Consider the following 14,313-nt stretch of genomic DNA (forward strand, 5'->3'; position numbering starts at 1 on the left):
AGCTCACTCGTTCAACCGACACAACCTCACCGACACGCATTCATGGCCCGACAGAAAACCAAGCAGCCCCTCCGCACCAGCGCTGGCAAGACCACGGCGCTGCCGATCGAAGTTGACGCTTCCGCCCTGCCCCCGTTGGGCATGCCGCCGGCGCGCTTCCTGCGCGACTACTGGCAGAAGAAGCCGCTGCTGATCCGCAATGCATTTCCCGGTTTCGAATCGCCGGTCCAGCCCGAGGACCTCGCCGGCCTCGCCTGCGAGGAAGGCACGCTCTCGCGCATCATCGCCCACGATCGCGAACGCGACGGCTGGATGGTGCGCCACGGGCCGTTCGAGGAAGCGATGTTCCCCGCGATGCCCCATCACGACTGGACCCTGCTGGTGCAGGACGTCGACAAGTGGGACAGCGACGTCGCCGCCCTGCTCGACGCCTTCGACTTCCTGCCGCGCTGGCGCATCGACGACATCATGATTTCCTTCGCTGCGCCGGGTGGTTCGGTTGGCGCGCACGTGGATCAGTACGACGTGTTCCTGCTGCAGGCGCAGGGTCATCGTCGCTGGCAGATCGATGCGTCGGACAATCCTCCACTCGAGTTCCGCAATGACGTCGACATCAAGCTGTTGCGCGAATTCAACGCCACGCACGACTGGCTGCTGCGCCCCGGCGACATGCTGTACCTGCCGCCGGGCGTTCCGCACCACGGCGTCGCCGAAGACGCGTGCCTGACGTTCTCGGTCGGCATGCGCGCGCCGAGCGCAGCCGAACTGCTAGGCGACTTCGTCGACTCGCTCGCGGCCGATGCTGACGAGGGCTTGCGCTATTCCGATCCCGATCTGGCACCGACCAAGGATCCCGCGCAAATCGACGACGACGCGATGCGTCGCGCGATCGAAGCGTTGAACATGCTGCGCATGAACGATCCGGAGCGGCTCGGCGACTGGTTCGGCCGCTTCATCACCCTCTATCGCAATGCCGGCGAAGTAATGGCCGCACCGGACACGCGCTCGCGCATCGAAATCGAGTGGGACTTGCAGCACGGCGCGACGCTGGCGCGGCACCCGTATTCGCGCATGGCCTGGCGAAAGGCCCAATCACCGGCACGGAGCGGCGCCCGGCTGTACGTCAACGGCCAGACCTACGATTTGCCGGTCCGAGATGCCAAATCCGTTGCTAACAGCAAGGGGATCGACGGGGCTGCCTATGCGGCGCTCTCCGAAGCGGGGCGCGACCGCGTCCACGAACTGCTGGAGGCCGGGCACTACAGCCTGGACATCGGGGGCGAGGAAGAAGAATGAGCGTCGTCAGCGCCCAGGAGCCGACCTTTACGGTCGAAGTCGTCGACTATGAAAGCGCGTTGCCGCAACTGCGCGCAGTACGCGAGGCGGTCTTCGTCCAGGAACAGGGTGTGCCGCTCGAACTCGAGCTGGACGAGCTCGATCCGCAATGCCATCACGTCATCGCCCGCGATGCGCAAGGCACGGCCATCGGCACCGGCCGACTCACACCGGAACACAAGATCGGCCGCATGGCCGTATTGGCGGACTGGCGCGGTCGCGGCGTGGGCGATGCACTGCTGCAGGCGCTGATCGAAAAGGCACGCGAATTGGACTTGCACGACGTTTCGCTGCATGCCCAGGCCACGGCGATCAACTTCTATGCCCGACACGGCTTTCTCCCTTATGGCGAGCGCTTTGTCGAAGCCGGGATCGAGCACCAGGCGATGCGGCGCCTGCTCGATGCCACCAATCCCGTGGAGACGCACGACGCCGCCATCGCCGCGCTGCTGGGCGTGATCGGCACCGCACGTCGGGAACTGTGGATTTACAGTCGCGAACTCGATCCCGGCCTGCTCGACCATCCGGACGTTCTGGCGGCCCTGCGCCGCTTCGGCACCAATCGCGGCGTTGCTCACATCCTGTTGCAGGACGCCACCGCACCGCAGTCCGCACACGCCCCGCTGATCGGGTTGGCGCAGCGGTTGCCTAGCGCCTTCCTGTTCCGGGTGATCGAGGAACCGGTGGACCGCGCCTACGCAGCAGCTTTCGTGGCCAATGATCGGGGCGGTTGGTACTTTCGTACGCTCGGCCACCGGCCCGAGGGCGAGACCCGCATCGATCAACCGGCCCGGGCCCGCCAGCTGCAAGGCACGTTCGAGCCGGTATGGGAGCGGGCACGGTCCTGCACAGAGTATCGGACGCTGGGGATCTGATCAGGGCGCCCATACAGCCCTGAATTCGCTCCGATTCAGCGGTTTTTCCCGCGTTTTCAGCGGAAAAACAACACTTCGTTTCCGCCCGGCACTTGGTCTCTCCGAGTCCGCCCCAATCACCCAGGGGTGACGGCCTCCGCGCTTATGCGATGACGCTTGATGCAGCGCGACATGGGCTGCGGCTATAATTTTGACCCTTTCGCGTCCCCCGCAGCCCGACGCACCGGCGATCCCCCAAAAAGCCCGCCGGATCAACCGCTTGCCCTACAACTTGGATCTTCCCGACATCATCGTGGACAGTCTTCTCAAGCAGTTTGCCCAGTCCTCGCAGCTCGGCGCCAACGCCGCCTATATCGAAGACCTGTACGAGCAGTACCTGGTCGACCCCGACAGCGTCGGGGCCAAATGGAAGAGCTATTTCGACGGCCTCAAGGGCCGCGAAGCCGGTGATATCCCCCACTCAGTAGTCATCGATCAGATCGCAGTCGCCGGCAAGCTCGCCGCGGCCGGCAAGCTGGCGACGGCCACGGGTGGCGGCGACGAGCGCGAGCGCGCCGTCGGCAAGCTGATCACCGCCTACCGTTCGCGCGGCCACCTCGCCGCCAACCTCGATCCGCTCGGCATGATGGCCAAGACCGAGGCTCCGGACCTGGCGATCGGCTTCCATCGCCTGTCCGAAAGCGACCTGTCGGCTGAATTCAGCACCGGCGGCGTCGGCGGCAAGGACCGCATGAAGCTCGGCGACCTCGTCGCCCTGCTCAAGGCTACCTACACCGGCCCGATTGGCGCTGAGTACATGCACATCACCGACGTCGAACAGCGTCGCTGGATGCAGGAACGCATGGAAACCGCGGGCGGCAAGTACGGCCGTAGCGCCGACGACAAGAAGCGCATCCTCGAGCGCCTCACCGCCGCAGATGGCTTGGAGCGTTACCTCGGCACCAAGTACGTCGGCCAGAAGCGCTTTTCGCTGGAAGGCGGCGACGCACTGGTCCCGCTGATGGACACCACTATTCGTCGCGCCGGCGAACAGGGCGGCAAGGACGTGATCATCGGCATGGCCCACCGCGGCCGCCTCAATTTGCTGGTGAACACGCTCGGCAAGCCGCCGCGCCAGCTGTTCGACGAGTTCGAAGGCAAGTTCGAGCACGTCCACAACGACCTCGCTCACCAGGGCGACGTGAAGTACCACATGGGCTTCAGTGCTGACGTCGCCACGCCTGGCGGTCCGGTCCACCTCGCCCTCGCCTTCAATCCTTCGCACCTGGAAATCGTCGACCCGGTGGTCGTCGGCTCCGTGCGTTCGCGCCAAGGCCGTCGCGGCGACAACGGCACACAGCAGGTCATTCCGGTCCTGATCCACGGCGACGCCGCGTTCGCCGGCCAGGGCGTGGTGATGGAGCTGTTCCAGATGTCGCAGGCACGCGGTTTCCGCGTCGGCGGCACGATCCATATCGTGATCAACAACCAGGTCGGCTTCACCACGAGCGAGCGTCAGGACGCGCGTTCGACGCTGTACTGCACCGACGTCGCCAAGATGGTCGGCGCACCGGTGCTGCACGTTAATGGTGACGATCCGGAAGCCGTGGTGTTCTGCGCCGAGCTGGCGCTCGACTTCCGCAACCGCTTCGGCAAGGACGTGGTCATCGACCTCGTCTGCTATCGCCGCCACGGTCACAACGAAGCCGACGAGCCGGCGGCGACGCAGCCGCTGATGTACCAGGTCATCCGCAAGCACAAGACGCCGCGCGAGCTGTACGCTGCGCAGCTGCTGGCCGAAGGCGTGATCAAGGACACCGACGCGCAGGCCCTGTTCGACAGCTACCGCCAGAAGCTCGACGACGGCGTGGTCACCACCGAACTCGTCACGGTGAAGCCGGATGAGTACGCGATCGACTGGTCGCCGTATCTCAAGGGCAAGCTCAGCGACAAGGTCGACACCAGGTTCGACGGCAAGAGGCTGAAGAAACTCGCCGACACGATCAACGAAGTCCCGGATACGCTGAAGCTGCACCCGCGCGTCGCCAAGATCTACGAAGATCGCCGCAAGATGTCGGCCGGCGAACAGCCGGGCGACTGGGGCTTCGCCGAAAACCTCGCCTACGCCACCCTGCTCGAGGAAGGCTACAAGCTGCGTCTGGTGGGTCAGGACTGCGGCCGCGGCACGTTCTTCCATCGCCACGCGATCCTGCACGAGCAGACCACGGACGAATACGTGCTGCCGCTGCGCCGTCTGGTGAAGAACCCGGCCGACGTCACCATCATCGACTCGCTGCTCAGCGAAGAAGCCGTGATGGCGTTCGAATACGGCTACGCCACCGCCGATCCCATGACGCTCGACATCTGGGAAGCGCAGTTCGGCGACTTCGCCAACGGCGCGCAGGTGGTTATCGACCAGTTCCTGTCCTCGGGCGAAGCCAAGTGGGGCCGTCTGTGCGGTCTGGCGCTGTTCCTGCCTCACGGCTACGAAGGCCAGGGCCCGGAGCATAGCTCCGCGCGCCTGGAGCGCTTCCTGCAGCTGTGTGCACTGGAGAACATGATCGTCTGCACGCCGACCACCCCGGCGCAGACCTATCACATGATCCGTCGCCAGATGCGCATGACCACGCGCAAGCCGCTGGTGGTGATGACGCCGAAGTCGCTGCTGCGCCACAAGCTCGCGGTGTCGTCGCTGGACGAACTGTCGAAGGGCAGCTTCCAGACGCTGATCCCGGATGCCACCGCCGATGCCAAGAAGGTCAAGCGCGTGGTCGTCTGCGGCGGCAAGGTCTACTACGACCTGCTGGAAGAAGCGCAGAAGCAGGGCCTGAAGGACGTCGCGATCGTTCGCGTGGAACAGCTGTATCCGTTCCCGCGCACGGAGCTTGCCGCCGAACTCAAGCGCTACAGCGCCGCCACCGACGTGGTTTGGTGCCAGGAAGAACCGCAGAACCAGGGCGCGTGGTACCAGATCGCCCACCATCTGCGCGCCTGCCTGCAGCCGAAGCAGTCGTTGCACTACACCGGTCGCGCGCGCTCGCCGTCGCCGGCCGCCGGCCACTTCTCCGACCACGTCATCGAACAGACGACGCTGGTGGCCGATGCGCTGGTGAATCCGCTGCGTGGCGAAGCTTCCGCCGAATAACCGCTTGCCTCATCCCGAGCGTAGCGCGGGACCTGCTGTTCGCTTCAACGATCGACCAACAGACTCCACCGCTACGCCCGAAACGAATTTCATCTTAAGGACGTCCCAATGAGCACCGAAATCAAAGTCCCGGTCCTGCCGGAATCCGTCTCCGACGCGACCATCGCCACCTGGCACAAGAAGGTCGGCGACGCGGTCAAGCGCGACGAGAACCTGGTCGACCTGGAAACCGACAAGGTCGTGCTGGAAGTGCCCTCGCCGGTCGACGGCGTGCTCAAGGAAATCAAGTTCGCCGAAGGCGCGACCGTCAACAGCCAGCAGATCATCGGCATCGTTGAAGCCGGTGCAGTTGCCGCGGCTCCGGCCGCTGCTGCTCCGGCCGCCGCTCCGGCTCCGGCTGCGGCCCCCGCCGCTCCGGCCAAGGCCGCCGCTCCGGCGCCGAGCGCCGCTGGCGAACTGCCGCCGGGTGCGCGCTTCACCGCCGCCACCACCGGCGTCGACGTCGCGCAGGTCGAAGGCACCGGCCGCCGTGGCATGGTCACCAAGGAAGACATCGTCAACTACGCTTCGGGCAAGACTCCTGGCGTCGCCGCCAGCGCGCGTCCGGAAGAGCGCGTGCCGATGACCCGCATGCGCGCCCGCATCGCCGAACGCCTGATGCAGTCGAAGAACTCGATCGCCATGCTCACCTCGTTCAACGAAGTGAACCTGGGCAAGGTCATGGCGATGCGCAAGGAGCTGGGCGAACAGTTCGAGAAGGCCAACGGCATCAAGCTGGGCTTCATGAGCTTCTTCGCCAAGGCCGCCGCCAACGCGCTGCAGAAGTACCCGGTAATCAACGCCTCGGTCGACGGCAACGACGTGATCTACCACGGCTACGCCGACATCTCGGTCGCCGTGTCGACCGACAAGGGCCTGGTCACGCCGGTGCTGCGCAACGTCGAGCGCATGAACTTCGCCGACGTCGAAAAGGGCATCGCCGAATACGCCAAGAAGGCGCGCGACGGCAAGCTCGGTCTGGAAGACCTCCAGGGCGGCACCTTCACGATCACCAATGGCGGCACCTTCGGCTCGCTGATGTCGACGCCGATCGTCAATCCGCCGCAGTCCGCGATCCTGGGCATGCACGCCATCAAGGAACGCGCGATCGTCGAGAACGGCCAGGTCATCGCCGCACCGATGATGTACATCGCGCTGTCCTACGACCACCGCATCATCGACGGCAAGGAAGCGGTGCTGTTCCTGGTCGACATCAAGAACCAGCTCGAGAACCCGCATCGCATGCTGCTGGGCATGTAATTGCGTTAAAGCCCCTCTCCCACCGGGAGAGGGGTTGGGGGCGCCCCGGCAACCCTTCCGCGACGAGTATTTGAAACGAGCCGCAGCGAGTGGAAATGCCGAACAGCCGATGGCCTGCCTTTCCCGCTCGCTGCGGCTCGTTCGTCACTACTGACTAGGACACGCCACCGCGGCGCACCCTCATCCGCCCTTCGGGCACCTTCTCCCCCGAGGGAGAAGGAAAAGCAGGAAAGAACAATGAGCGAACAGCAGAACTTCGACGTAGTCGTCATCGGCGCCGGCCCCGCGGGCTATCACGCCGCCATCCGCGCCGCCCAGCTGGGCCTGAAGACCGCGTGCATCGACGCCGCGCTCGGCAAGGACGGCAAGCCCGCCCTCGGCGGCACCTGCCTGCGCGTGGGCTGCATTCCGTCGAAGGCGCTGCTCGACAGCTCGCGCCAGTTCTGGAACATGGGCCACATCTTCGACCAGCACGGCATCAGCTTCGAGAAGCCGGCAATCGACGTGAAGAAGATGGTCGCCCGCAAGGACGCCATCGTTAAGCAGTTCACCGGTGGCATCGGCATGCTGTTCAAGGCCAACAAGGTCACGCCGTTCTACGGCTTCGGTCAGCTGCAGCCGGGCAACGTCGTCAAGGTGAAGCAGCACGACGGTTCGGAAGTCGAACTGAAGGCCACCAACGTCATCATCGCCGCCGGTTCGGATTCGATCGAACTGCCGTTCGCCAAGTTCGGCGAGCACATCGTCGACAACGTCGGCGCGCTGGATTTCGACAAGGTGCCCAAGCGCCTCGGCGTGATCGGCGCCGGCGTGATCGGTCTCGAACTGGGCAGCGTGTGGAACCGCCTGGGTTCCGAAGTCGTCGTCCTCGAAGCGCTGCCGAACTTCCTCGCCGCCGCCGACGCCGAAGTGGCCAAGGTCTCCGCGCGCGAGTTCAAGAAGCAGGGTCTCGACATCCGCCTTGGCGCCAAGGTCAGCAAGACCGAAGTGAAGAAAGATGGCGTCCACGTCACCTACACCGACGACAAGGGCGAACAGAGCATCGTCGTCGACAAGCTGCTCGTTGCGGTGGGCCGCAAGGCCGCGACCAACGGCCTGCTGGCCGAAGGCACCGGCGTGAAGCTCAACGGCCGCGGCATGATCGAAGTCGACGAGCACTGCCACACCGGCGTCGATGGCGTGTGGGCCGTGGGCGACTGCGTGCGCGGCCCGATGCTGGCGCACAAGGGCTTCGAGGAAGGCATCGCCGTGGCCGAATTGATTGCCGGCCTGCCGGGTCACGTCAACATGGACACGATTCCGTGGGTGATCTACACCGAACCGGAAATCGCCTGGGTCGGCAAGACCGAAGAACAGCTCAAGGCCGAAGGCATCCCGTACAAGGCTGGCAGCTTCCCGTTCGCGGCCGTCGGCCGTGCCGTGGCGATGGCCGAACCGGCGGGTTTCGTGAAGGTGTTGGCGCACGCCGAAACCGATCGCGTGCTGGGCATGCATCTGGTCGGCGCCAACGTCTCCGAACTCGTGCACGAAGGCGTGCTGACGATGGAATTCAGCGGCTCGGCCGACGACCTCGCCCGCATCTGCCACGCGCATCCGTCGCTGTCGGAAGCCGTGCATGACGCCGCCATGGCCGTGCATAAGCGTTCGATCCACAAAGCCAACTAAGTCGTACACGGCAGTGAACGTACAGTTCCTGCTCAAGGCCGCCATCACCATCGCACTGGTGCTGGCGGCTTCTTTTTTGGCGAAGCGGCATGGTTGGGTGGGCGCGCTCGTCGCCTCGCTGCCATTGACCTCGCTACTGGTGCTCGGCTGGCTCTATGCCGACACGCGCGATGCCAGGCAAGTCGCCGACCTGTCCATGGGCATCTTCTGGTTCGTGCTCGGCGGCATGCCATTCTTCGTCGTGCTCGCCTTCACTCTGCGACAGGGCTGGAATATCTTCCTGTCGTTCGGCGTAGCGGCACTCGCTGGCTTCGCTGGCGTCACCCTGACGCAATGGTTGTTGACCCGAACGTCCGCAGGAGGCTGACGATGTCCGAAGCAAACCCCATCCGCAACGTTTCCGATACCGCGTTGTGGGTCGCGATCTATCGCGCGCAGGAAAGCGAACGTGCGGACGCGATCTTCCACGATCCTTATGCGCGTCGCCTGGGCGGCGAACGCGGCCAGGCGATCGTCGACAAGATGCCGCGCGGCCAGTCCATGGGTTGGCCAATGGTGGTACGCACCGCCGTGATGGACGAGATCATCATGCGATGCGTGCAGGAAGGCGCGGCGACCGTACTCAACCTGGCAGCGGGATTGGATGCGCGCCCCTATCGTCTTGCCCTGCCCGCTTCGCTGCGCTGGCTGCATGTCGACCTGCCTGACATGGTCGATTACTTCCGCTCGCACATGGCCGGCGAAACACCGCGTTGCCAGCTGGAATTCATCGCCGCCGACCTGCGCGAGGCTGATGCCCGTCGCGAAGTGTTCACTCGCGCCGCGCAGCACGGCCCGGTGCTGGTGATAACCGAAGGCCTGCTGATCTATCTGGAACAGGACAACGTCGTCGAACTCGCGCGCGACCTGCATGACATCGCGAAGGCCAGGTGGTGGTTGTCCGATCTAGCTTCGCCGATGCTGCTGAAGTATCTGGAAAAACAGTGGCAGCCCATGCTCAAGCAAGGCAATGCACCGTTCCGGTTCGGCCCCGCGGACAGCACCAGTTTCTTTGCTCCATTTGGCTGGCGCGAGCTCGAATTCCGCCCGCACTGGGACGAATCACTGCGTTTGAAGCGAACCATGCCCCACGCATGGCTCTGGAGCATCCTGCAACGGCTGCAGCCGAAGAAGCGTCGCGAAGCGATGAAGCGTTTTTCCGGCATCATGCTGCTCGAATCCACCTGATTGTCAGTGAGTGACATGCATTCCGTCTGTGTCTACTGCGGCTCGAATGCCGGCAGCAAACCCGCCTATGCCGAACGCGCGATCGCGCTGGGCACTCGACTCGCGAAGGAAGGCCTGCAACTGGTTTATGGCGGCGGCAATGTCGGCCTGATGGGCATCGTTGCCGATGCCGTTCTCGAAGCCGGTGGCGAGGTCATCGGCGTCATCCCCGAACAACTGGTCAACTGGGAAGTCGCGCACAAAGGTCTGACCCGCCTGGAAGTGGTCGCGAACATGCACGAACGCAAGGCGCGCATGTTCGATCTGGCGGACGGTTTCGTCGCGCTTCCCGGCGGCTTCGGCACGTTGGATGAGATGTTCGAGATGCTGACCTGGCGACAGCTGGGGATCGGTGACAAGCCGTGCGCGTTCCTTGATGTCGACGGCTTCTACGTACCGCTGATGACGATGATGAACCGCATGGTGGAAGAGCGCTTCCTGCACGCCGATCAACGCCGCGACCTGTGGCATGGCGAGGACATCGATTCGATGATCGACTGGATGCGCGCCTACCAGCCCGCGCAGTCGTCGAAGTGGATGGACGAAAAGCGCCGGAATGCCTTGCGTTAACCGGCCACCACTTTTCGTCATTCCAGCGAAAGCTGGAATCCATTTCGCTTCATCGTCCCGGCTCGGAGCTAAGGGCCGACAAATGGATCCCAGCTTTCACTGGGATGACGAATTGGTGTTCCATAGGACAATGGATCGCAAGGATGCGAGAACTACAACCCTGCGTTTATCTGCTCGCCAGCTCGCCTCGTGGCACGCTGTATGTGGGCGTGACGTCGGATCTGATCAAGCGGATTTGGCAGCACCAGAATCATCTTGTCGACAGCTTTACCAGCAAGTACGGGACTAATCTCCTGGTCTGGTACGAGATGCACGCCACCATGGACTCAGCCATTGCACGAGAAAAAGCCATCAAGGCCTGGAAGAGGCTTTGGAAGATCGAACTGATCGAGAAGTCCAATCCGGAATGGCGCGACCTGTATCCGGATATCATTTGAATGAACTAAGCAACATCAAATGGATCCCAGCTTTCGCTGGGATGACGAGCCCGCGATGACCATCCCAACCACCTTCACCGCCTTCCGCATCCACAACGACACCAACGGTTACCGCAGCGGCCAGGAGCAGATCTCGCTCGATGCGCTCGCCCCCGGCGAAGTCGTGATCAAGACCGCGCACTCCTCGGTCAACTACAAGGACGCTCTCGCCGGCACCGGTCAGGGCAAGATCTTGCGCAAGTTCCCGCTGGTGGGTGGCATCGATGTCGCAGGCCATGTGGTCGCTTCGACCGATCCCAAATTTAAGGAAGGCGACGCGGTGCTGGTCACCGGCTGTGGCCTGAGCGAAACGCGCGATGGCGGCTACGGCGAATACGCGCGACTGGAATCGCAATGGGTCATCCCGCTGCCGAAGGGCCTGAGCCTGCGCGAAAGCATGATCCTCGGCACGGCTGGCTTCACCGCCGCACTGGCGCTGTATCGCATGAAGGACAATCGGCAAACGCCGGAACTGGGACCGTTGGCGGTTTCCGGCGCCACAGGCGGCGTGGGCTCGCTGGCGGTGGACATCTTCAGCCGCGCCGGCTTCGAAGTGCATGCGATCAGCGGCAAGGCCGAGCACGCCGAGTACCTCAAGTCGATCGGCGCCAGCGAAGTTCTGGGGCGCGACGCATTGGCCACCACCCGTCCGATGGAGTCCGCACGCTTCGGCGGCGGTCTGGACAATGTCGGCGGCAACATGCTGGCGAGCCTGCTCGCCCAGACACATCCCTACGGCAACGTCGCCAGCGCAGGCCTTGCCGCCACCGCCGACCTACCCACGACGGTGATGCCGTTCATCATCCGCGGTGTGTCGCTAGTCGGCGTGGCCTCGGCGGGGACCGCCCGCGACATCCGCGAAGCAGTCTGGCAACACCTCGCCAGCGACTGGAAACCGCGTCACCTCGAGCGTATCTGCACCCGCGAAATCACCCTGACCCAGCTGCCCGGTGTTTTTGCGACCATGCTCGCAGGTGGCTCATTTGGCCGTACGCTAGTGACCCTCTAGCAGCTTGCGGCGTCACCCGGCCCCGCTACAATCGGCCGACGTTCATGGGGAAGTACAGATGGCCCGTATTCTGATTGTCGACGACTCGCCCTCGCAGCTGACTGGCATCCGGCGCATCGTCGAAAAGCTCGGCCACGAGGCCCTCACCGCCGAAGACGGCGCGCAGGGTGTGGAGGTCTGCAAGCGCGAACTTCCCGACCTCGTGCTGATGGACGTGGTGATGCCGAACCTCAACGGTTTCCAGGCCACCCGCTCGATCAGCAAGGACCCGGCCACGCAGCACATCCCCGTCATTCTGGTCACCACCAAGGACCAGGACACCGATCGCGTCTGGGGCATGCGCCAGGGTGCCAAGGCCTATATCACCAAGCCTTTCAGCGAAAGCGATCTGGCCGAACTGATCACCCAGGTGATCAAGTAAAGAAAAAGGCGGGCTTGGCCCGCCTTTTTCGTATCTGAGGGCGGCTATGCCCGCCGCCACTCGTCTCCGAACGCATCGCGCATCGCCTCGTAGGCCGCCTGCTGTTCCGGAGTGCCGGGTTTCGGCGCAAGGATCTCCAGCTCGACGATCTGGTCGCCCGGCGGCGTCCCCGGGAGACCACGGCCGCGCAGACGCAACTTGCGCCCGCTTTCCGAGCGCGCCGGAATCTTCAGTTCTACCGGGCCGCCCAATGTCGGCACGCTCACCGTTGCGCCCAGTGCCGCTTCCCATGGCGCCACCGGCAGGACATGGATGATGTTGCGACCATCCACTTCGAATTGCGGGTGGGCGGCGTACTCGATCTCGAGCAGCATATCGCCGCGCGAACCGTCGCGACCCGGGCTACCCTGCCCGGCCAGGCGGATCACCTGGCCCGGCTTGATGCCCTTGGGAACGCGCACGTCCAGCGTGCGATTGCCAATACTGATGCGCGCCGGCGCCCCTTCGTAAACGGACTCGAGCGACACGGCCAGCTTGGCACGCGTATCGCGTCGGCCTTGCGGCGCGGCGCCTTCGTAACCACCGCTGCGTCCGCGGCCGAACAGATTCTCGAAGAAATCGCTGAAGCCACCGCCGGCGCCGCCGCCTGCAAAGATCTCTTCGAAATCCATGCCGCCGAAGCCCCCACCGAAGCCACCGGGCGGCGGCTGCACCTCGTCCCCGGGCCGATAGCCGCGTGCGCGCAGCTGGTCGTAGGCGGCCCGCTTCTGCGGATCGCGCAATGCTTCGTAGGCTTCGTTCACCGCCTTGAACTTGTCTTCCGCGCCCGCTTCCTTGCTTACGTCAGGGTGGTATTTGCGCGCCAGCCGTCGGTAGGCGCTCTTGATCTCGGCTTCGCCGGCACCGGGCTCCACACCCAGGGTTTCGTAGTAATCCTTGAATTGCATGTTCGGTCCGGAAGCAGCCGTGCCGCGGTAGTGTCGCAGGCCGTCAGGTTACCGCAAGCCGATGTCGACAATGGAACCACGAAGACGTGGAATGCGCCGTTTCAGGCGCGTTGACGCGACCTGCGCCCACGAACGTCTAAACTTCACCCAGACCAATTCCAATGAGGACGACATGAGCATCCAGGTAGGCGATCGCATTCCCGAAGTTCCGCTGCAACGCCTCGACAATGGCGTGAAGACCGTCGATACACCTACGCTGTTCGACGGAAAGAAGGTCGTCCTATTCGCTGTGCCCGGCGCGTTCACGCCGACCTGCTCCGAACGCCATCTGCCCGGCTTCGTCGAGCACTTCGATCAGTTCCACGCTCGCGGCATCGATGTGTTGTGCATGTCGGTCAACGATCCATTCGTGATGCAGGCCTGGGGCCAAAGCCAGCACGTGCCGGAAGGATTGCAGATGCTCGCCGATGGCAATGCCGACTTCACCAAGGCGCTGGGCCTGGAACTCGACGCCAGCGGCTATGGCATGGGCACGCGCTCGCGCCGCTTTGCGCTGTATGCAGAAAATGGCGTCGTGAAGAAGCTGTTCGTGGAGGCGCCGGGCGAGTTCAAGGTGTCCTCGGCCGAATACATGCTGGAACAACTGGCGTAAGCCTCAGCACCGCCGCAGGGGATGCGCTTCCGGTGATGCAAGTTCCGAGAATGGCGAAGCTGCCCACGGAAATTCGGTTGTTCCGCGTCTATGGCGCTCCAGTGATCGTCCACTGGAGTGTCGCGTTGGCATTGCCGCTGGCGTGGCTGTCCAATCGGCAGATCGCGGATGCGATAGCGGCCTTCCTGGCCTATTTCGCGATCATCCTCGTCCACGAAATCGGGCATGCCTCGGTCGCCCGACGTCACGGCTTCGCCGTTTTTGCACTTCGTATCTATCCGTTGCATGGGATCTGTCTGTGCGAACGACCCTTCCTGGAGTCTCAGCGCATCGCCCTTGCCTGGGGTGGCGTTGCAGCGCAGGCGCTCTTGATTGTGGGCGGCATCGCCATCGCGGGAATCGCCTCATTGGCAAGCATGCCACTGCCATCCACACTGGATACGGCGTTGATGGTGTGGGTAGTTGTCAATCTGATGATCCTTCTCTTCAACCTGTGGCCGGTACCACCACTGGACGGCGCTACGGCGTGGCGCGTATTGCCGCTGATCTGGAAGCGTTGGCGGAATAAATCGCCAAGCACGCCTATTCGGAGTCAACCAAGGCCCCAACCCTCGCCAACTCGTGATCGCAAGGTAGTGGAGTTCGATCGCAATCGTCGGAATCGCTAGGCAACC

General features: G+C 63.8%; 14 protein-coding genes. 13 read left to right on the forward strand and 1 reads right to left on the reverse strand.

What is annotated here, in order from left to right:
- Positions 1 to 42: 42 nt before the first annotated feature.
- From ACYVGK_RS07980 to pilH, 11 genes are all read left to right on the forward strand, one after another.
- A complete protein-coding gene (locus tag ACYVGK_RS07980) occupies positions 43 to 1,296 on the forward strand; it encodes a JmjC domain-containing protein (RefSeq protein WP_460732829.1) in 1,254 nt (417 codons plus the stop codon).
- Positions 1,293 to 2,210: a GNAT family N-acetyltransferase gene (locus ACYVGK_RS07985; RefSeq protein ID WP_460732830.1), complete on the forward strand. Its 918-nt coding sequence runs from the start codon at positions 1,293 to 1,295 to the stop codon at positions 2,208 to 2,210. The genes ACYVGK_RS07980 and ACYVGK_RS07985 overlap by 4 nt, the downstream gene beginning before the upstream one ends.
- Before the next feature lie 292 nt (positions 2,211 to 2,502).
- Positions 2,503 to 5,334: a 2-oxoglutarate dehydrogenase E1 component gene (locus ACYVGK_RS07990; RefSeq protein ID WP_460733447.1), complete on the forward strand. Its 2,832-nt coding sequence runs from the start codon at positions 2,503 to 2,505 to the stop codon at positions 5,332 to 5,334.
- A 108-nt stretch (positions 5,335 to 5,442) separates the two neighbouring features.
- Positions 5,443 to 6,633, forward strand: a complete 1,191-nt coding sequence (sucB, locus tag ACYVGK_RS07995) for a dihydrolipoyllysine-residue succinyltransferase (protein WP_460732831.1) — start codon at positions 5,443 to 5,445, stop codon at positions 6,631 to 6,633.
- A 237-nt stretch (positions 6,634 to 6,870) separates the two neighbouring features.
- Complete coding sequence (gene lpdA, locus ACYVGK_RS08000) at positions 6,871 to 8,298, forward strand: dihydrolipoyl dehydrogenase (protein ID WP_460732832.1); 1,428 nt, start codon at positions 6,871 to 6,873, stop codon at positions 8,296 to 8,298.
- Between the two features lie 13 nt (positions 8,299 to 8,311).
- On the forward strand, positions 8,312 to 8,665 hold the full coding sequence (locus ACYVGK_RS08005; protein WP_460732833.1) for a DUF3147 family protein: 354 nt from the start codon (positions 8,312 to 8,314) through the stop codon (positions 8,663 to 8,665).
- 2 nt (positions 8,666 to 8,667) lie between these two features.
- Positions 8,668 to 9,525 carry a class I SAM-dependent methyltransferase gene (locus tag ACYVGK_RS08010; RefSeq protein WP_460732834.1) on the forward strand — a complete coding sequence of 286 codons (858 nt, stop codon included), beginning with the start codon at positions 8,668 to 8,670 and terminating at the stop codon, positions 9,523 to 9,525.
- A gap of 15 nt (positions 9,526 to 9,540) precedes the next feature.
- Positions 9,541 to 10,134 carry an LOG family protein gene (locus tag ACYVGK_RS08015; RefSeq protein ID WP_460732835.1) on the forward strand — a complete coding sequence of 198 codons (594 nt, stop codon included), beginning with the start codon at positions 9,541 to 9,543 and terminating at the stop codon, positions 10,132 to 10,134.
- 143 nt (positions 10,135 to 10,277) lie between these two features.
- Positions 10,278 to 10,571: a GIY-YIG nuclease family protein gene (locus ACYVGK_RS08020; RefSeq protein WP_460732836.1), complete on the forward strand. Its 294-nt coding sequence runs from the start codon at positions 10,278 to 10,280 to the stop codon at positions 10,569 to 10,571.
- A gap of 55 nt (positions 10,572 to 10,626) precedes the next feature.
- Complete coding sequence (locus ACYVGK_RS08025) at positions 10,627 to 11,619, forward strand: YhdH/YhfP family quinone oxidoreductase (RefSeq protein WP_460732837.1); 993 nt, start codon at positions 10,627 to 10,629, stop codon at positions 11,617 to 11,619.
- 58 nt (positions 11,620 to 11,677) lie between these two features.
- Positions 11,678 to 12,040, forward strand: coding sequence for a twitching motility response regulator PilH (gene pilH, locus ACYVGK_RS08030; RefSeq protein ID WP_460732838.1), 363 nt, complete (start codon positions 11,678 to 11,680; stop codon positions 12,038 to 12,040).
- Positions 12,041 to 12,084: 44 nt separating this feature from the next.
- Here pilH and ACYVGK_RS08035 read toward each other — a convergent pair whose 3' ends face one another.
- Positions 12,085 to 12,987 (reverse strand): DnaJ C-terminal domain-containing protein, encoded by a 903-nt coding sequence (locus ACYVGK_RS08035; protein ID WP_460732839.1) that lies wholly within the window; start codon positions 12,985 to 12,987, stop codon positions 12,085 to 12,087.
- Positions 12,988 to 13,159: 172 nt separating this feature from the next.
- Between ACYVGK_RS08035 and ACYVGK_RS08040 the strand changes: the two genes are divergently transcribed.
- Both ACYVGK_RS08040 and ACYVGK_RS08045 read left to right on the forward strand, forming a co-directional pair.
- A complete protein-coding gene (locus ACYVGK_RS08040) occupies positions 13,160 to 13,639 on the forward strand; it encodes a redoxin family protein (protein WP_460732840.1) in 480 nt (159 codons plus the stop codon).
- A gap of 50 nt (positions 13,640 to 13,689) precedes the next feature.
- The gene (locus ACYVGK_RS08045; protein WP_460732841.1) at positions 13,690 to 14,307 is read left to right on the forward strand and encodes a zinc metalloprotease; all 618 of its coding nucleotides are present in this window, start codon (positions 13,690 to 13,692) and stop codon (positions 14,305 to 14,307) included.
- The last annotated feature ends 6 nt before the right edge of the window (positions 14,308 to 14,313 follow it).

Source organism: Lysobacter tyrosinilyticus (genome assembly GCF_054779815.1).